Source organism: Pseudomonas sp. LBUM1669 (assembly GCF_059695705.1).
This window is the reverse complement of the sequence record NZ_CP166784.1, coordinates 5,490,947-5,509,954: the sequence shown is the minus strand read 5'-3', so window position 1 is coordinate 5,509,954 and position 19,008 is coordinate 5,490,947. Positions and strand designations below refer to the sequence as shown.

14 protein-coding genes are annotated in these 19,008 nt (G+C 59.7%); 5 read left to right on the top strand and 9 right to left on the bottom strand.

Annotation, left to right across the window (positions count from 1 at the left end; genetic code table 11):
- The first annotated feature begins 4 nt into the window (after positions 1-4).
- Positions 5-1,372, top strand: coding sequence for a DNA repair protein RadA (gene radA / locus ACA051_RS25580; RefSeq protein WP_010467488.1), 1,368 nt, complete (start codon positions 5-7; stop codon positions 1,370-1,372).
- Between the two features lie 70 nt (positions 1,373-1,442).
- Here the strand turns inward: radA and ACA051_RS25575 are convergent, their stop codons facing one another.
- The gene (locus tag ACA051_RS25575; protein ID WP_497305594.1) at positions 1,443-1,811 is read right to left on the bottom strand and encodes a PilZ domain-containing protein; all 369 of its coding nucleotides are present in this window, start codon (positions 1,809-1,811) and stop codon (positions 1,443-1,445) included.
- Positions 1,812-1,970: 159 nt separating this feature from the next.
- Between ACA051_RS25575 and ACA051_RS25570 the strand changes: the two genes are divergently transcribed.
- The 3 genes from ACA051_RS25570 to yjiA all read left to right on the top strand — a co-directional run bounded on the left by ACA051_RS25570 (position 1,971) and on the right by yjiA (position 5,381).
- A complete protein-coding gene (locus ACA051_RS25570) occupies positions 1,971-4,037 on the top strand; it encodes a carbon starvation CstA family protein (RefSeq protein ID WP_497305592.1) in 2,067 nt (688 codons plus the stop codon).
- A gap of 14 nt (positions 4,038-4,051) precedes the next feature.
- The gene (locus ACA051_RS25565) at positions 4,052-4,249 is read left to right on the top strand and encodes a YbdD/YjiX family protein (protein ID WP_007895266.1); all 198 of its coding nucleotides are present in this window, start codon (positions 4,052-4,054) and stop codon (positions 4,247-4,249) included.
- A gap of 163 nt (positions 4,250-4,412) precedes the next feature.
- Positions 4,413-5,381: a GTPase gene (gene yjiA, locus ACA051_RS25560; RefSeq protein WP_497305590.1), complete on the top strand. Its 969-nt coding sequence runs from the start codon at positions 4,413-4,415 to the stop codon at positions 5,379-5,381.
- 51 nt (positions 5,382-5,432) lie between these two features.
- Here the strand turns inward: yjiA and ACA051_RS25555 are convergent, their stop codons facing one another.
- The 5 genes from ACA051_RS25555 to ACA051_RS25535 form a co-directional block, all read right to left on the bottom strand.
- The gene (locus ACA051_RS25555; protein WP_497372396.1) at positions 5,433-6,116 is read right to left on the bottom strand and encodes a GntR family transcriptional regulator; all 684 of its coding nucleotides are present in this window, start codon (positions 6,114-6,116) and stop codon (positions 5,433-5,435) included.
- A 25-nt stretch (positions 6,117-6,141) separates the two neighbouring features.
- Complete coding sequence (locus tag ACA051_RS25550) at positions 6,142-6,846, bottom strand: FadR/GntR family transcriptional regulator (protein WP_109634999.1); 705 nt, start codon at positions 6,844-6,846, stop codon at positions 6,142-6,144.
- A 67-nt stretch (positions 6,847-6,913) separates the two neighbouring features.
- Positions 6,914-8,227, bottom strand: a complete 1,314-nt coding sequence (locus ACA051_RS25545) for a C4-dicarboxylate transporter DctA (protein WP_497372394.1) — start codon at positions 8,225-8,227, stop codon at positions 6,914-6,916.
- Between the two features lie 276 nt (positions 8,228-8,503).
- Positions 8,504-9,757 carry a serine hydroxymethyltransferase gene (gene glyA / locus ACA051_RS25540; protein WP_054051411.1) on the bottom strand — a complete coding sequence of 418 codons (1,254 nt, stop codon included), beginning with the start codon at positions 9,755-9,757 and terminating at the stop codon, positions 8,504-8,506.
- A 246-nt stretch (positions 9,758-10,003) separates the two neighbouring features.
- The gene (locus ACA051_RS25535; RefSeq protein WP_497305586.1) at positions 10,004-13,852 is read right to left on the bottom strand and encodes a sensor domain-containing protein; all 3,849 of its coding nucleotides are present in this window, start codon (positions 13,850-13,852) and stop codon (positions 10,004-10,006) included.
- Positions 13,853-14,138: 286 nt separating this feature from the next.
- On the opposite strand from ACA051_RS25535, the gene ettA reads away from it, so the two are divergent.
- Entirely contained in the window at positions 14,139-15,803 is a 1,665-nt protein-coding gene (ettA, locus tag ACA051_RS25530) for an energy-dependent translational throttle protein EttA (protein WP_010467508.1), read from the top strand.
- 166 nt (positions 15,804-15,969) lie between these two features.
- Here ettA and ACA051_RS25525 read toward each other — a convergent pair whose 3' ends face one another.
- The 3 genes from ACA051_RS25525 to ACA051_RS25515 form a co-directional block, all read right to left on the bottom strand.
- Entirely contained in the window at positions 15,970-16,464 is a 495-nt protein-coding gene (locus ACA051_RS25525; RefSeq protein ID WP_497305584.1) for a GreA/GreB family elongation factor, read from the bottom strand.
- 70 nt (positions 16,465-16,534) lie between these two features.
- Entirely contained in the window at positions 16,535-16,891 is a 357-nt protein-coding gene (locus tag ACA051_RS25520; RefSeq protein WP_497372392.1) for a hypothetical protein, read from the bottom strand.
- Between the two features lie 216 nt (positions 16,892-17,107).
- Positions 17,108-18,961, bottom strand: a complete 1,854-nt coding sequence (locus tag ACA051_RS25515; protein ID WP_497372390.1) for an Lnb N-terminal periplasmic domain-containing protein — start codon at positions 18,959-18,961, stop codon at positions 17,108-17,110.
- Positions 18,962-19,008 lie beyond the last annotated feature (47 nt).

Sequence of the window (19,008 nt, the reverse complement as noted above, 5' to 3'; positions counted from 1 at the left end):
TCAGATGGCCAAGGCCAAGCGCATGTACGGCTGCACCGAGTGCGGCTCAACCTTCCCCAAGTGGGCCGGCCAGTGCGGCGAGTGCGGGGCCTGGAACACGCTGACCGAAACCATGGTCGAGAGCGGCGGCGCCGCAGCACCCAGCGGTCGCACCGGTTGGACCGGCCAACAGGCACAGATCAAGACCCTGGCCGAAGTCAGCGTCGAAGAGATTCCGCGCTTCTCCACTGCGTCCAGCGAACTCGATCGGGTGTTGGGCGGTGGCCTGGTGGATGGTTCGGTGGTCCTGATCGGCGGTGATCCGGGCATCGGAAAATCGACCATTCTCCTGCAAACCTTGTGCAACCTCGCCAAAGTCATGCCGGCGCTGTACGTCACCGGCGAAGAATCCCAGCAGCAGGTTGCTATGCGCGCGCGTCGTCTGGGCCTGCCTCAGGATCAGCTGCGGGTAATGACCGAAACCTGCATCGAAACCATCATTGCCACCGCCCGGGTCGAAAAGCCCAAGGTCATGGTGATCGACTCCATTCAGACGATCTTCACCGAGCAACTGCAATCGGCACCGGGTGGCGTGTCGCAGGTTCGGGAAAGCGCGGCGTTGCTGGTGCGGTATGCCAAGCAGAGCGGCACGGCGATTTTCCTGGTCGGCCACGTGACAAAAGAAGGCGCCTTGGCCGGGCCGCGCGTGCTGGAGCATATGGTCGATACGGTGCTGTATTTCGAAGGCGAATCCGATGGACGGCTGCGTCTGTTGCGAGCGGTGAAAAACCGTTTCGGCGCCGTCAACGAATTGGGCGTGTTCGGCATGACCGACAAGGGCCTGAAAGAAGTCTCCAACCCGTCAGCGATTTTTCTGACCCGTGCGCAGGAAGAAGTACCGGGCAGCGTAGTCATGGCGACGTGGGAAGGAACGCGGCCGATGCTGGTGGAAGTCCAGGCGCTGGTGGATGACAGCCATTTGGCGAACCCCCGGCGGGTCACCTTGGGGCTGGATCAGAATCGTCTGGCGATGTTGCTGGCGGTGCTGCATCGTCACGGCGGGATTCCGACTCACGATCAGGACGTCTTCCTCAACGTGGTCGGCGGGGTGAAGGTGCTGGAAACGGCCTCCGACCTGGCGTTGATGGCCGCGGTCATGTCCAGTTTGCGCAACCGCCCGCTGCCCCATGATTTGCTGGTGTTCGGTGAAGTCGGGCTGTCGGGCGAAGTACGCCCGGTGCCGAGTGGCCAGGAACGCTTGAAGGAAGCCGCCAAGCACGGCTTCAAACGCGCCATCGTGCCCAAGGGCAATGCGCCCAAGGAAGCGCCGCCGGGGTTGCAGATTATTGCCGTGACCCGGCTGGAGCAGGCCCTCGACGCATTGTTCGAATAACCTTCCAGGAGGAACACAAACCTTGTGGGAGCGAGCAAGCTCGCTCCCACATTGGATTGGTTTTGAGTCTTTAGATTTCGATCAAAGCGCCCAATTCGCGCTCCAGTTCCTCAGGATCGCCCAGGTTGAATTCGATCAACCTCCGCAGGCGTTCAATCGATTCCAGGCTGATGTGTTTGCAAACGAACCCGAGTTGACGATGGTCATCGTGGGTCAACATCACATCCATCTTGATCCCGACGTCTTCGGTTAGATGAATATCGACCAGGAAATGCCACTCTGGATTACCCAGCCACGGCTCTGGCTTCTCGATCAGCAGCCCCTTGAGTGACAGGTCGATCAGCTTCACCGGCCAGATGAATTCCCCCTGGCTCAGTTCGGTTTTGGCATCGAACGCAATACGTTTGAAGCGGCGGCGATCGGCAGGGTGCTCGCTCATGGCGCAATCCTCTAGATGTTCGCTGACTATAGACCCGCATTGTCGGAGCCTGCCAGTCAGGACAGTCTGCTAGACCAATATCGGGGTATGGTCTTTGCCGTCAGGCGAGCTAAACTCGGGGTGGCTGTCTTTCTTGTCCACCCTGGCTGGAATCATAAAATGAAAAATAATAATAGCCTGCTACGCCATCTACCCTGGCTGCTGCTGGCAATCGTGGGAGCGTGCGCCCTTGGTGTCGTGGCATTGCGCCGAGGCGAGGCGATCAACGCCTTGTGGATTGTGGTCGCGGCCGTGGCCATTTATCTGGTTGCCTACCGCTATTACAGTCTGTTCATCGCCAACAATGTGATGCAACTCGACCCTCGACGGGCCACCCCCGCCGTGCTCAACAATGATGGTCTGGACTACGTCCCCACCAACAAACACATCCTCTTTGGTCACCACTTCGCCGCCATCGCCGGCGCGGGGCCGCTGGTCGGTCCGGTATTGGCTGCACAGATGGGCTATCTGCCCGGTACGCTTTGGCTGATTGCCGGCGTGGTGCTGGCCGGTGCGGTTCAGGATTTCATGGTCCTGTTCATGTCCACCCGCCGTAACGGCCGCTCGTTGGGCGACATGGTCCGTGAGGAAATGGGCCGTATTCCCGGGACTATCGCGCTGTTTGGCTGCTTCCTGATCATGATCATCATCCTCGCGGTGCTGGCATTGATCGTCGTGAAAGCCCTGGCCGAAAGTCCTTGGGGCATTTTCACGGTGATGGCGACCATCCCGATCGCGATGTTCATGGGCATCTACATGCGCTACATCCGCCCGGGCCGCATCGGCGAAATCTCCGTGGTCGGTGTGCTGTTGCTGCTGGGCTCGATCTGGCTCGGTGGGCAGATTGCCGCTGATCCAGTCTGGGCCAAAGCCTTTACATTCACTGGCGTACAGATTACGTGGATGCTGGTCGGTTACGGTTTTGTAGCCGCATCGCTGCCGGTATGGCTGATTCTGGCGCCGCGCGACTACCTCTCGACCTTCCTCAAAATCGGCACCATCGTGGCCTTGGCGATCGGCATCCTGATCACCATGCCTGAGCTGAAAATGCCGGCGCTGACCCAGTTTATCGATGGCACCGGTCCGGTCTGGAAGGGCGGTCTGTTCCCGTTCCTGTTCATCACGATTGCCTGTGGTGCGGTCTCCGGTTTCCACGCGCTGATCTCCTCCGGCACCACGCCGAAACTGCTGGATAACGAAGTCAACGCCCGTTACATCGGTTACGGCGGCATGCTGATGGAATCCTTCGTCGCCATCATGGCGATGGTGGCGGCTTCGGTGATCGAGCCTGGTGTGTATTTCGCCATGAACAGCCCGGCAGCAGTCGTCGGCGGTGATGTGGTGGCCGTGGCCCAAACTGTCAGCAGCTGGGGCTTTGCAATTACCCCGGAAGCGCTGCAAGCGGTGGCCAAGGACATCGGTGAAACCACCATCCTGGCCCGTGCCGGCGGTGCGCCGACCCTGGCGGTTGGTATCGCGCAGATCCTGCACAGTGTCCTGCCGGGTGAAAACACCATGGCGTTCTGGTACCACTTTGCGATTCTGTTTGAAGCGCTGTTCATCCTGACTGCCGTCGACGCCGGCACCCGTGCCGGACGGTTCATGCTGCAGGATTTGCTCGGTTCCTTCGTCCCAGCGCTCAAGCGCACTGAATCCTGGACCGCCAACCTGATCGCAACCGCCGGTTGCGTGGCGATGTGGGGCTGGTTGCTGTACCAGGGCGTGATCGATCCACTGGGCGGCATCAACACCTTGTGGCCTCTGTTCGGTATCTCCAACCAGATGCTGGCCGGTATCGCGCTGATGCTCGGCACCGTTGTGCTGATCAAAATGAAACGCCAACGCTACGTCTGGGTAACCATGCTGCCAGCGGTCTGGCTGCTGATCTGCACCACCACGGCCGGTTTCATCAAGCTGTTCGACGCCAACCCGGCGATCGGCTTCCTGTCGCTGGCGAAAAAATACAGCGACGCGCTGGCCAATGGTCAGATCCTCGCCCCGGCCAAGGACATCACTCAGATGCAGCATGTGATCTTCAACGCTTACACCAACGCAACGCTGACGGCGCTGTTCCTGTTCGTGGTCTTCAGTATCCTGTTCTATGCGCTCAAGGTCGGTATCTCCGCCTGGGGCAGCAAAGAACGCACGGATAAAGAAGCACCGTTCCAGGCGCTGCCGGATGCGTAATCGAGGATTGCAGCATGTTCAATGACCTGAGTCGCCTCGGTAAATACCTCGGTCAGGCCGCGCGTCTGATGGTCGGCATGCCCGACTACGACAACTACGTCGAGCATATGCAAACCAAACACCCGGACAAACCGGTGATGAGCTACGAGATGTTCTTCCGGGAACGCCAAGAGGCTCGTTACGGTGGCAAGGGTGGGCCGAAGTGCTGTTGACCCGGTTGTCGGGTTAACAGCAATCCTTGTGGGAGCTAGCCTGCTAGCGATGGCGGCTGAACATTCAACATCACTGTTGATTGTCAGTCCGCCATCGCTAGCAGGCTAGCTCCCACATTTGTTTTGTGTTGATACTTTAATTTTGTGAAACAGGAGACTCCAGTTGTCCTCTCCCATCCCCGTCACGATCCTCAGCGGCTTCCTCGGCGCCGGCAAGACCACGCTGCTGCGTCACCTGCTCAAAGCCGAACACGGCCTGAAAATCGCCGTGATCGAGAACGAATTCAGTGACGCCGGTATCGATACCCAGCTGTTGGGCGACGATCCCGTGCAAGTGATGACGCTGTCCAACGGCTGCGTCTGCTGCACCATCCACACCGACCTGACCAAAGCTTTGTATCTGCTGCTTGAACGCCTGGACAGCGGCGAAATCGCCTTTGACCGTCTGGTGATCGAATGCACCGGCCTGGCCGACCCGGCACCGGTGGCGCAAACCTTTTTCATCGATGAAGAACTGCGCGAGCGTTATATCCTCGACGGCATCATCACCCTTGTAGACGCGGCGCACGCCGACACTCACCTGACGCAAACCATCGCCCAGGCGCAAATCGGTTTTGCCGACCGCTTGCTGGTGAGCAAACGTGATCTGGTGGACGAAGCGACGTTTACCGCGTTGAGCGAGCGCCTGACCCGCATCAACCGCCGCGCGCCGATTCGTGTGGTCGAACACGGCAAGATCGACCTGGCCGAATTGCTCGACGTGCGCGGTTTCAATCTGAATGCCGACCTCGGCGGCGTCAGCCTGCGCCCGGTGGCCAAGGCACCTTCTATCGACCGGATCTCCAGCCTGGTGCTGCGCACCGACAAGCCGCTGGATATCGACAAGCTCAGCGAGTTCATGAACGAGTTGCTGGAAGACCATGGCAAGCAATTGCTGCGTTACAAAGGTGTATTGAGCATTGTGGGCGAGCCGCGGCGCATGGTGTTTCAGGGCGTGCTGAAGTTGTACGGATTCGATTGGGACACCGAATGGGCGGACGACGAGGCGCGGGAAAGCGTGATCGTGTTTATTGCCGATGATTTGCCGGAAGAGAAGATTCGGGAAGGGTTTGCGCGGGTGGCTGCGGACTAGAATTATCGGCGCCTGTCATGCCGTCATCGCGGGCTTGCCCGCGATGGCGATTTACCCGGCAACACGATTCTGGCCTGAACTCGATTCAGAGTTCAGTAAGGCCTCTTCAAGAAAATCCAGATGCCGGCTCAGCAATGCCTCTGCAGCCATGGCATCTCCACACTCCACCGCATGGATAATGTCCTCATGCCACCCGCAATAACCCTCCGCCGGCGCATCAAACTGCGCAATCGCCAGCGAAGTCAGCGGCACCAGACTGTCGAGAAAGTGCGCCAACGGGGCATTCCCCGCCATTTTCGCCAACTGCAAATGAAATTCCCCTGACAACCGAATCGCCGGGCCGCGCGCTGTGCAGTGGCGCTCGCTCTCGATCAGGGCATGCAGGCGGTTCAAGTCTTGCGCATGAGGTTGCCGGCAGGCCAGTCGCACCAAGGTGATCTCGGTCAGCCGCCGGGCATGCAGCGCCTGCCGGGTCTGCTCGGCATCGAGCGCGGCGATGCGGGGCCGATGGTTCGCCCGAAGGACGATGATTTGCTGATGAGACAGGCGCGTCAGCACGACACGAATGTCACTGCGTCGAACGCTGAACATCTGCGCCAGGCTTTCTTCGGTAAAGCGGCTGGACGCATTGAGGCGCTGTTCGAGAATGGCGTCGAAGATCCGCGAATAGAGATCGTCCTCCCGCGCGGGAAAGGGCAGGGCAGTGAGTGTTTGCGGTGAGGCGAAGCGGTTCATGGCCTGTCTCCAGTTCGAAGCAGTTTTAACTGCCGAGGTTGTCGTCCGGGATATTCAGTTCGATGCCCATCCGCTGACCTTCCCGAAGGATGTGCCGACGCATCTCGGCACTGGCCTGGGCGCTGTTTTTGCTGCGGATCGCCCGCACCACGGCTTCGTTCTCCTCAAGGCGCTCAGCCAGATGCTCGGGGGAGTTGCGCAGCACCTCGGCGCTTTGCTTGAGGGCATTGCTGGTCTGCTGCACCACGCTCTGGAAAATCGGGTTCGAGGTCAGCGTGAACAGTTCTTCGTGGAACGCGATGTAGGCGTTCACCCCGGCCTCGCTGTCGTTGGCCTCCAGCGCTTCGCGCATGTCCATCAGGGTCAGGCGCAGTTGCCCGACTTCCTTGCTGCTGATTGACTGCGCGACCAGGCCGACGATAAACGGTTCGAGGGTGTAGCGCAGTTGCAGCACGTCTTCCAGGCTGGCGCCGGCCACCGCGCTGTCGTGGCTTTGGCTGTCGCTGAGATGGGCATCCAGCACCACCACGCCTTTGCCGGGCATCGAGCGCACCAGGCCAAGGGTTTCCAGCACGATCACCGCTTCACGCAGGCTCGGGCGGCTGATGCCCAGTTGTTCGGCCAGTTCACGTTGCCCCGGCAGCATTTCGCCGGAGCGCCACTGACCACGGGCCAAAGCGGCCCGGAGTTTTTCTACGACTGAGTTCACAACGGTCGACGAGGTAATCACTGTTCGCTCCATGAGCATCCAAAACGGTTGTTGACCGTGCCTGCCCGCAGGCAGGCACGGCGTTTATTCAGAATTCTTGCTGATGCGCCGGGGCAACAGGTTTTCTCGGCTGGAAGGTATAACCCACCTGGCCGGAAAGCACTTTGTTCGCCCGTTGAATATCGATGTCCTTCTCCCAGCGGGCGATGGCCACGGTGGCGACGCAGTTGCCGATCAGGTTGGTCAGCGCGCGGCCAATGCCCATGAACCAGTCCACCGCCAGCACCAAGACCAGGCCGACCACCGGAATCGCAGGGATCGCCGTGAGTGTTGCCGCCAGAATCACCAGCGCCGAACCGGGAATCCCGTGGGCACCTTTGGAGGTGATCAGCGACACCAGCAGAATGGTCAGCAGATCGGTCATGGCCAGCGGCGTGCCGGTGGCATTGGCGATGAAGACGATGGCGAGGGTCAGGTAGATCGAGAAACCGTCGAGGTTGAACGAGTAACCCGTAGGAATGACCAGCCCAACCGTCGAACTGCCGATGCCCAGATGCTCAAGTTTGCGCATGATTTGTGGCAGCACGGCGTCGGAAGAAGCGGTGCCCATGACGATCAACAACTCTTCGCGCAGGTACTTGAGCAACGGCCACATCTTCAGGCCAGACAGGCGCATCACCAGCCCGAGAATCAATGTCACAAACGCCACACAGGTCAGATAAAACAGGCCGACCAGGCTGCCCAGGTGCTGCAGCGAATCCAGGCCATATTTGCTGGTGGTGAAAGCGATGGCGCCGAACACGCCGATCGGCGCCAGGCGCACGATCATGCCCATGATGCGGAAGATCACGTGGCTCAGCTCATTGATCAGCCGGGAAATGCCCGACGCTGCTTCGCCCACCAGGTTCAGCGCACTGCCGAACAGCACTGAAAACAGCAGGACTTGCAGAATATTGTTCTCCGCGAAGGCGCCGATGACCGAGGTCGGGATCAGGTTCATCAAGAACTGGGAGGTGGTTTGCATGTGCTGACCGCGCTGGGCGATATCGCCCATGTCTGCAGCGGAAAGCTGATCCAGATGAATGTTCGCGCCGCTGCCGATGCCGGTGGTGAAAGCGAACATCAGACCAATCACCAGGGCGATGGTGGTCAGGATTTCGAAGTAGATCACCGACTTCAGGCCGATGCGCCCGACCTTCTTCAGGTCGCCGGCACCGCTGATGCCGCTGACCACTACGCAGAACACGATTAGACCGATGAGCATCTTGATCAGTTTGATGAAACCGTCGCCGAGCGGTTTGAGCTGGGCCGAGTATTCAGGAAGGGTCAGCCCGCAGACGATGCCGAGCACCAGTCCGAGAACTACTTGGAGGAAGATTGAACGCGAGCACCATCTGAGCATGGGAGGAATCCTGGTCGGTGTCCTGGCTGCCGTGCGCTAAGCGCATCAGATTCAGGACTTAATTATTGTGGTCTTACCGGTATGTCCAGTGCAGGCGCAGTCTAGGCGCTGTTTTTGGGTGATCGCAAGCGGAAATTGCGTAATTGGCATGATCGGTCTTACCAGTTGAGCGCAATAGCCCGACCTTGAGCCTTTTCGCCATTCCAAAAAAATGCGGGCGAAAAAAAACCGGCCATCACGTGGCCGGTTTTTTATGGCTGCGGTTTAGCGCCGCAATTAAGCGCCGTACACCGGCAGCTTCTTGCAGATGGCCTTGACCTTCTCACGAACGGCATCGATCACCGCTTCGTTGTTCAGGTCAGCCAGGATGTCGCAGATCCAACCGGCCAGCTCTTTGCACTCTGCTTCCTTGAAGCCGCGAGTGGTCACTGCCGGCGTACCGAAGCGCAGGCCGGAGGTGACGAACGGGGAGCGTGGATCGTTTGGCACGGAGTTCTTGTTCACGGTGATGAACGCTTTGCCCAGAGCGGCGTCGGCGTCTTTACCGGAGATTTCCTGCTTGATCAGCGACAGCAGGAACAGGTGGTTTTCAGTACCGCCCGAGACCACGTCGAAACCGCGCTCGATGAACACGCCGGCCATGGCCTTGGCGTTCTTCACCACCTGTTGCTGGTAAGTCTTGAACTCAGGTTGCAGCGCTTCCTTGAAGCAGATCGCTTTGGCGGCGATCACGTGCTCCAGCGGGCCACCCTGGGCGCCCGGGAATACCGCGGAGTTCAGTTTCTTCTCGATGTCGGCGTTGGCGCGAGCCAGGATCAGACCGCCACGTGGACCGCGCAGGGTCTTGTGCGTGGTGGTGGTCACGACGTCAGCGAATGGAACCGGGTTCGGGTAGACGCCAGCGGCGACCAGACCAGCCACGTGAGCCATGTCGACGAACAGGTACGCGCCAACTTTGTCGGCGATTTCGCGGAAACGTGGGAAGTCGAGGATCTGCGAGTAGGCAGAGAAACCGGCCACGATCATTTTCGGCTTGTGCTCAACAGCCAGGCGCTCGACTTCGTCGTAGTCGATCAGGCCATTGGCGTCGATGCCGTATTGAACGGCGTTGTACAGCTTGCCGGAGGAGGAAACGCTGGCACCGTGGGTCAGGTGACCACCGTGGGCCAGGCTCATGCCCAGGATGGTGTCGCCCGCTTGCAGCAGGGCCAGGTAAACGGCGCTGTTGGCTTGCGAACCGGCGTGCGGCTGAACGTTGGCGTAATCGGCGCCGAACAGTTCTTTGGCGCGGTCGATGGCCAGTTGCTCAACCACGTCGACGAACTCGCAACCACCGTAGTAGCGCTTGCCCGGGTAGCCTTCGGCGTACTTGTTGGTCAGTACCGAGCCTTGAGCTTCCATCACCGCTGGGCTGGTGTAGTTTTCCGAAGCGATCAGCTCGATGTGTTCTTCCTGGCGCTGAGCTTCTTGCTCCATGGCGGCAAAAAGATCGGCGTCGTACTTGGCAATAGTCAAATCACGGCTGAACATGGCGGTCCTCAAGGATCGGGGCAGAAAAGGGGGGCATTCTAACCCAATGGGTTTTAGATGGCATATGAAAGGACATCATGTCGCAGACAAGTGGGCTTCATGACCGGATGTGTGGTGTCTGGGCGAGCCTCTTCGCGGGCAAGCCTCGCTCCTACAGGAGGCGCGGTGTTCACAAATGTTGTGTTCCCCCCAAAACCCGTAGGAGCGAGGCTTGCCCGCGAAGGCGTCATCCGCAGCGCTGTGATTTCAGTCGAACATGAACAGCGCTTCATTACTGAACTGCGCCTCAAACCGGCTCGCCGGCATCGGCCGCCCGAACAGATACCCCTGAACCTCATCGCACCCATGCTCACGCAGGAAGTCGAGTTGCTCATGGGTTTCCACACCTTCGGCGATTACCGCCAGGTTCAGGCTGTGCGCCATGGCAATGATCGCCCGGGCAATCTGTGCATCCTGTTCACCCGACGGCAGGCCATCAACGAAGGTGCGGTCGATTTTCAGCACGTCGATCGGGAATTGCTTGAGGTAGTTGAGCGATGAATAACCGGTGCCGAAGTCATCGACCGCAATACTCAGGCCGAGGTTTTTCAACCCGGCGAGGATCTGCATCGCTTCGCTGACTTCACGCATCAGGATACTTTCGGTCAGCTCCAGCTCCAGGCATGCCGGCGGCAGGCCGGTTTCCTTGAGGATGGTGGCGATCCGCGTGCCGAGCTGGCCGTCGGAGAACTGCCGGGCCGAAATGTTCACCGACACCTTCGGCACCCGCACCTTGGCCTGATGCCAGGTCTTGAGCTGACGGCAGGCTTCGCTGATCACCCAGTCACCGACATCCACCACCAGCCCAAGCTCTTCGAGCACCGGAATGAAATCCCCCGGCGGCACCAGGCCGCGACGTGGATGACGCCAGCGCAGCAGCGCTTCGGCGCCGGTCAGGCGTTTGCCATCGCCGCTGAACTGCGGCTGGTAGTACAGAACGAATTCGTCTTGCTCCAGGGCGTGGCGCAAGTCGCTTTCCAGTTCCAGGCGCTCCAGGGCGCTGGCGTTCATGTCTGCCTGATAGAACTGGAAGTTGTTCTTGCCGCGCTCCTTGGCGTGGTACATCGCGGTGTCGGCGTTCTTCATCAGCTGACTGAGTTCGTTGCCATCCTGCGGGCTCAGGGCGATACCGATGCTGGCGGTGACGAAGAACTCGCGGCCTTCCAGCACGAACGGTTTCACCAGGCTGGCGAGGATCTGCTCGGCCACATGGATCGCCCGGTTCAAGGCGACGTCACGGCTGGCCCGAGGTTGCAGCAACAAGGTGAATTCATCGCCGCCCATGCGCGCCACGGTGTCGTCATCGTCGACGCAACCGAGCAAGCGCGTGGCCATTTCCTTGAGCATGCGGTCGCCGGCGGCGTGGCCGAGGGAGTCGTTGATCGGCTTGAAACGGTCGAGGTCGAGGAACATCAACACGACCCAGGACTTCTGCCGCTCGGCTGATTGCAGCGCGGTGTGCAGACGATCCTGGAACAGCGTGCGGTTGGGCAGGTGAGTCAGGGCGTCGTAGTAGGCGAGGCGGTGAATCCGCTGCTCACTGGCCTTGCGCTCGCTGATGTCGCTGAAGAAACACACGTAACTGGCCAGGTCACCTTCATCGTCGAGCACCGCCGTGATGCCGACCCAGGCCGGGTAATGCTCGCCGTTGCGCCGCTTGAGCCAGACTTCGCCCTCCCAGGTGTTGTTCTGATGCAGTTGCTTGAGCACATAATGCAGGTGGGCTTCCTGCTGCTCGTCGACGGTCAGCATGTTCGGCAATTGGTCCAGCACCTGCTCCACGGCATAACCGCTGACGCGACTGAACGCTTCGTTGGCCTGGACGATGTAACCGGCCGGGTCGGTGATCAGGATCGCCGAAGTCGAATGTTCGAAGACCGTGGCCGCCATGCGCAGGTCTTTCTCGGCCCGGCGTTGCTGGCTGATGTCGCGGCCGACGCCCAGCACGCCTTCGAAGGCCCCGTGTTCGTCCCAGACCAGTACCAACCGTAGCTCGATCGGAATTTTGCGCCCGTCGGCCCGCAGGCAATCGAACAGGAACAGTTGGGTCTGCACCTGAGTGCGCAGCAGCGCCAGTTGTTCGGGTTTATCCAGCGCTTTGCTGACCCGATCCATCAGGCCGTAAATGCCGGTCAGTTGCTGCGGGTTGGCGATGGTCGATTGCCAGCCGTTCTGGAAGATCCACTCGGCGTCGTAGCCCAGCACGGCTTGCACCGACGGGCTGACGTAGTTGAGCTTCATTTTGCTGTCGGTGGAGAAAATGACGTCGCTGATGCTTTCGGCGAGCATCCGGTAGCGCTGTTCGCTGTCACGCAGGGATTCACTGGCTTCGATCTGATCGGTGATGTCCTTGGCCACGCCGATGATCCGCGTGACTTGATCGTGTTTGTCCCGCGCCAGTGCCTGTTCGCGAATGTCGAAACGCCGCCACTTGCCGTCGCGATGACGGAACCGCAACTGGCATTGCAGCAATTGGGTGTAACCCGCGCGGCGCTGGGTCTGGCGCGAGCGGTGGTAGTAATCGGCATCTTCGGGGTGCAGGAGGATTTCCCAGAAATACTCGCCCATCTGGTGCAGCTCGGTGGCGTCATAACCGAGGGTCTGGCCCAGGTGGTGGTTGCTGAAGATCATCCGCTGGCTGATCACGTCTTGCACGTACAGGTGATCCGGCACGGTGCGCACCACATCGGACCAGAAGCCTTCGCGTTCCAGCAGCGACAGCTCGATGAGTTTGCGGCTGGTGATGTCGGTGATGCTCAGGATTACCGCTTTATAGTCGGCGTGATCTTCCGGCAAGCGCAGCACCAGCCACAGGTGCTGGTCGCGGTCATTGGCATCCTGGAGTTTGATTTCCAGCTCGAGCTGTCTCTGCTGGTTGAACACCGTTTCGAGCACTTGATGGCCGATGGCGGTGCCGTCGAGCGGGCAGCCGTCAATCAACAGTTTCCAGGCCTGAGCACAGGAGTTGACGTTGAGCAGTTGCAGGGCGACCTGGTTGACCTCAGTGATGCGCAGCTCCTGGAGCAGTTGCTGGCGTTGCTCCGGTATGTCGAGCCAGGCCTTGAGTTGCTCGCTGCTGTGCAGTTGGGCTTTGTCGAAGAAGGTCTTGAGCCCGGAGACGTCCAGTACGCACAGGGCAACGCCAGTGCCTTCGAAAATATCGTGATAGCGGCGGCGGCCTTCATGCAACTGGCGCTGACGGCGGCGAATGTTCAGCAGCGCGATGAACGGCAGCAGGGAGAAGGCCAGGCCCAACAGGCATTTGCCGATGAACGCCGGCAACAGTTGTTCGAGCACTTGCTGGCGATCGAACAGTCCGCGCAGTTGCCAGTCGCTGCTGCTCAGGGGCACTGTCAGCACACTGTTGGCCAGATCGTTCGGGGACAACGCGCTCGGTTTGACCGAAAGCGACGCTTCATCGCGGCTGATGATCTGGTGATTGACCCGATTTTCCACCAGCCACAGCGGACGGATGCCCGCTTCATTTTGTTTGGTCAGTGACGAGAAAAATGTCGACGTCAGGCGCAGGGCCCAGTAACCACGGCTGCTGCCACTGGCCTGATGCAGCAGCAGGTGCACCACTGAGCCGTCGTCGGCATTGCTGAAATAGTGGGCCTGGGCGCGGCTGCGCCGGACCAGCTCACCCAGGTAATTGGCATCCTGGCTGTCGGCGGCGCTGTCGCCAAGGATTTTGCCGGAAGGACTGAGCAATGCCAGGCTGCGCAGTTCAGGCAGCGATTGTTGCAACTTGCGCAGCAGCGCCTGCAGTTCGTCGGCACTTTGCGGTTGTTCGACGATCGGTAGCAGATTCAGCGCGATCTGGGCGTTAAGCGCCATGTTCAGGCTGACTTGCGCGGCCAGGTCGGCGGTGTAGTCGATGGTGTATTGGCGCTGGTATTTCTGTGTTTCGCGAAGCTGATCCAGCAGTTGCCAGAACAGCAATCCGAGCAGCAACAGCACGAGGGTCGCCAGCGCACCCTTCAAGGATCCGCGCAGGGGCGAGCCGGTCGCAGGATGGGCTGCGCTCACGGACGATGGCGGAGAGACATTAGACAAACTGTAATCCTGCGGTTTGGCTGGACTGGCGCGACGTGCACTATAAGCCGGACGCCCGAAGGGCGGCTAGCATGCCTTGTGTTGTGGCGAAGTGCCAGCCCCTCGCGGCTGGACTGCCATCTGTCATTCAGGTAGCTTTGCCGGTTACACGGGAGCGTTCCAGCTCCTAGACTCAGACTTTTTCAGCGCTCATGTATTGATACATTATCAATCTGACGACGCGCACAGTCTGGCCGGGCATCGCCTGCGCTCCAATCATTCATCTGTCACTGACCCAAGGTTCTCCATGGCTCAATACGTCTTCACCATGCATCGGCTGGGCAAAGTTGTTCCGCCGAAGCGGGAAATCCTGAAAAACATTTCACTGTCCTTCTTCCCGGGCGCCAAGATCGGCGTGCTCGGCCTCAACGGTTCGGGTAAGTCCACGCTGTTGAAAATCATGGCGGGCGTCGACACCGAGTTCGAGGGCGAAGCCCGTCCGATGCCGGAGCTGAACATCGGCTACCTGCCACAAGAGCCGATCCTGGACCCGACCAAGACCGTGCGTGAAGTGGTCGAGGAAGCGGTCAGCGTGATCAAGAACGCCCAGGCTCGCCTGGACGAGGTCTACGCCGCTTACGCTGATGAAGATGCCGACTTCGACAAACTGGCCGCCGAACAGGCCAAGCTCGAAGCCATCCTGCAAGCCAGCGACGGTCACAACCTGGATCGCCAACTGGAAGTCGCCGCCGATGCGCTGCGTCTGCCGGCCTGGGATGCCAAGATCGAATTCCTCTCCGGTGGTGAGAAGCGTCGCGTGGCCCTGTGCCGCCTGCTGCTGTCCGCACCGGATATGCTGCTGCTCGACGAACCGACCAACCACCTGGACGCCGATTCCGTCGCCTGGCTGGAGCATTTCCTGCACGACTTCCCGGGCACCGTGGTCGCGATCACGCACGACCGGTACTTCCTGGACAACGTTGCCGGCTGGATCCTCGAACTCGACCGCGGCGCCGGTATCCCTTACGAGGGCAACTATTCGGGTTGGCTCGAAGCCAAGTCCGATCGTCTGGCTGCCGAATCCAAGCAGCAGTCGGCCCACGAAAAAGCCATGAAGGAAGAACTGGAGTGGGTGCGCAAAGGCGCCAAGGCCCGCCAGTCCAAATCCAAGGCTCGTCTGCAACGCTTCGAAGAAATGCAGTCGCAGGAATTCCAGAAACGCAGCGAAACCAACGAAATCTACATTCCGGCCGGTCCGCGCCTGGGTGACAAGGTCATCGAGTTCAAGAACGTCTCCAAGGGTTACGGCGATCGCGTGTTGATCGACAACCTGTCGTTCTCCATGCCTAAAGGCGCCATCGTTGGCGTGATCGGCGGTAACGGTGCCGGTAAATCGACCCTGTTCCGCATGCTGATGGGCAAGGAAACACCGGACTCGGGCAGCATCGAAGTCGGCGAAACCGTGCAACTGGCGTGCGTCGATCAGAGCCGCGAAGACCTGGACGGCAGCAAGACGGTGTTCCAGCAAATCTCCGACGGTTCCGACCAGATTCGCATCGGCAACTACGAGATTCCGTCGCGTACCTACGTCGGTCGCTTCAACTTCAAGGGCGGCGACCAACAGAAGTTCGTCAAGGACCTGTCCGGTGGTGAGCGCGGTCGCTTGCACCTGGCCCTGACCCTGAAAGAGGGCGGCAACGTCCTGTTGCTCGACGAACCGTCCAACGACCTCGACGTTGAAACCCTGCGTTCCCTGGAAGAAGCCCTGCTGGACTTCCCGGGCGCCGCCATTGTGATCTCTCACGATCGGTGGTTCCTTGACCGCGTCGCGACGCACATCCTGGCGTACGAAGACGATTCGCAAGCGGTGTTCTTCGAAGGTAACTACACCGAATACGAAGCCGATCGCAAGAAACGCCTCGGCGAAGCGGCTTCACAGCCGCACCGTGTACGGCACAAGAAACTGGCCTGATATCGGGTTGGATGGATGAAAAAACGGAGCCTTCGGGGCTCCGTTTTTTTATGGGCTTCAGTTACACCGCGGCGCGGCCATCGCTAGCAGGCTAGCCCCACAGGGATTATGGAATCGACACAAATCCACTGTGGGAGCTAGCCTGCTAGCGATGACGGCCTCAAGATCACCCGATCTCTATGCCCAGAACCTCAATCACCAAATCCCCCGCAGGCCGCTTCCACACCACCTCATCCCCGACCTGCGCGCCCAGCAACGCTCGCCCCAGCGGCGAGCCCCAATTGATCAGCCCGCTCGCGGCATCCGCCTGATCCTCACCCACCAGTTGCACGCGTTGTTCGTGGCCGTGCTCATCGGCAAAGGTTACCCACGCTCCAATCTGCACTTTGTCGGTCGAGGAGGCCGGTACGACCAACTGGGCGCTTTGCAGTCGCTGATTGAAATACCGCCAGTCACGCTCCAGGTCGGCCTGGCGCTGTTTGTCGGCCAGTTCACCTTTTGCACTTTGTTCATTGAGCAGGTTTTGCACCTCGGCGAGTTTCGCTTGAAGCTGGGCGAGACCGGCCGGCGTGACGTAATTGGGCTGCGCGCTGACCTGCCGTTCGACTGGCTGATCGGCTTGCGCGGCGGCGTTATCTTCATTGACGAAAGCGCGACTCATGGTTTTCTCCCGTTATAGGGTTTGGGCCATGGTTGCAGGCTTTTAGTTTCGATGGATGTCTGTCTGCGACTCATTGCGAGCGATAGGCACGGGCGGCGTCCTGGTCCTTTTGTTGCTGCCAGGCTTTGTCCCGGTCGTCCCAATGGTGACTGCGATAGTCCTCGCGATCCTCGCTTTCGCGCATGGCCTGGCACTGGCGAAAACCGTCGCTCCAGCCTTCGGCGTATTGCTTGTCCTTGAGGTAACGCGGCACGTTCTTGCGAAATTCACCGGTCATCGCCCCCGCTGCCTGACGGCCACTGATGCAACCATCATCGAAGCCATCGGCAAAAGCCGGCGGATAACCCTTGGCGACAAGATCTTCGTGGGTCGACTGGCAACCCGCGCACAACAGCAGCAACCCCAACACACCCGCACAACGCCACATCCCAGACTCCCGACCGTTCGACGGCCTATACACAGAAGTCTAGAAGTTGATTCGTCAGGCGCTTGTGAAAGGGCTGTGATTAATCTGTTGGGTAACGATGATCCAATGTGGGAGCGGGCTTGCTCGCGAAAGCGGTGTGTCAGTCAACATTGATGTCGGCTTACACTCCCTCTTCGCGAGCAAGCCCGCTCCCACAAGGGATTGTGGTGTTTCGGGTCAGTAGTGATACCACTTCACCTCAAGCATCACTTCGTTCTCGGGTGAGGCCAGGTGGCTGAATTCACGCTGGGCACTCAGGCGCAAACCCAGATTGCGCGACAATTCCCACTGCTGGTTCAGGCTGATGCTGCGCCGTACTTCGCCGTTGGTGAAGAAATCGCCCTTGGTTTCAAGGCTGAAGTTGCCCAGCGGGTTTTTCCACAGCAAACCGCTATTGAAACCTGCTGCCGGTGCGATGAAACCCGCGAAGTCGTTGTTGTGCTCGACACGCACGGTGCCCAGTGCGAAGCCGAGCATGTCTTCACCCAGCTGCCAGGTGCCGCCGCCGCCACCGTTGACGTGGCTGACCAACGTTTCATCGTCATGCTTGCCCGGCACGCGCTCCAGACCGCCTGTGACTTGCCACGACAATGGCTGCAACAGCTCATTGCGCGGCGTCATGGAACGGATGGTCGCCAGGTCGAGTTGCTGGAACTGCCAGTGATTGCCTTCGTACTGGCGCAGTTTCATCTGCAGGATTTCGATCTGCGCACCGAGCGGGAAGCTCTCGGCGTTATCGTTGAGGTCGTGATACGCCATTCGCAGGCCATATTCGCCAAAGGCCTTGTCGCCCCGGGTGCCGATGCCGGCCTGCCAGGTGCGAGATTCATGACCGTCCTCGGGCAAGCCGGGCCTTGGGATGTCCAGCTCAGGGGCGGGGTTCTGATTGATCGCCCGCAGCAGTTCGAAACTGCGTTGCGCCTGCTCAGGGTCGCGCTCCTGACCGTTGGCGCGGTAACGCTCCAATCGATAAGCCGCATCGATGATCAGCGCCTGACGGTCGCGCGGTTGAGCCTTGAACGCGGGTGTCTGCAATTGTTTTTGGTCGGCGCTGACTTTCAGCACCCACTCCTGTTCTTCGTCAGTCAACGGCACGGCACGGCTCAGCAGTTCCCGTTCACGAGACGGACGATATTGAATGGATTCCACCAGCCCGGCTTCTTTCACCGCTTTGACCGTGTCGGTGGGAATCGCGGTCAGCGGGAATTGTTCGGTCAGACGCAGACTCGGCCGTGCCACTTGCAGTAACTCAAGCAGGCGATAGGAGCAGTTTTCGTCGAAAAAGAAATAGTCGAACTGGATCTGCTTCAACTCCCAGACGTGCTCGACCATGCGTTCGGTTTCTGCCTGCGTCAGGTTCAGCCGGTATTCCCACAGATCGCGGTTCTCGAGGCTGCGGTATTCCGAGAGTTTTTCCTGATAAGGCACCAGCGCGAACAGGCCCGGATAGCCGCCCATCAAGCCTTTCCAGGCATACAGGATGCTGTTGTCCGAGCCTTCGATGTACGCGCCGAAGTTGATCGCATAACTGAGCAGGGCGGTTTGATCGCTCTGTACATTGGCCTGGTCGATGCGCAGCAAGGTATGGCCGAACATCGATGACGGACTGTTCAGATACGCTGCCGGGAAAATCATCACCGCGCTGTGGGGCGAGACATCCTTGAACCATTGCTTGAATTCGCTGCAGTTCAGCGTTGGCAGATCGGTCAGCTTGAGCTGTGCTTTTAGCCAACGGGTGCGGGCCGGATAGACGCATTGGGCGTGCTTTTCGTCCGCACGGGCCGGGGCGTACAGCGCCTGCACGGTCGCCGCCAGTTCACGGTCAGGGTGTTCATTGCCGTCAGGTGCGAGAAAGAACTTTTTGTCGCTGACATAGCTGCGCCAGCCGCCGAGCTTGGCGGTTTCGTAATGGCCCAGGGAGATCCAGAAAGGGTCATTGGCCAGTTGCTGCAAACGTTGATTGTCGATAGGTGGCGCGGCGGACAGCGGGGCGCAGACACAGAGCGCCAGCCAGGCAAGGCGTTTGAGCATAGTGGGCAACTTAAGTCGAAAAAAATAAAGACCCAAAGAGGGCAGGT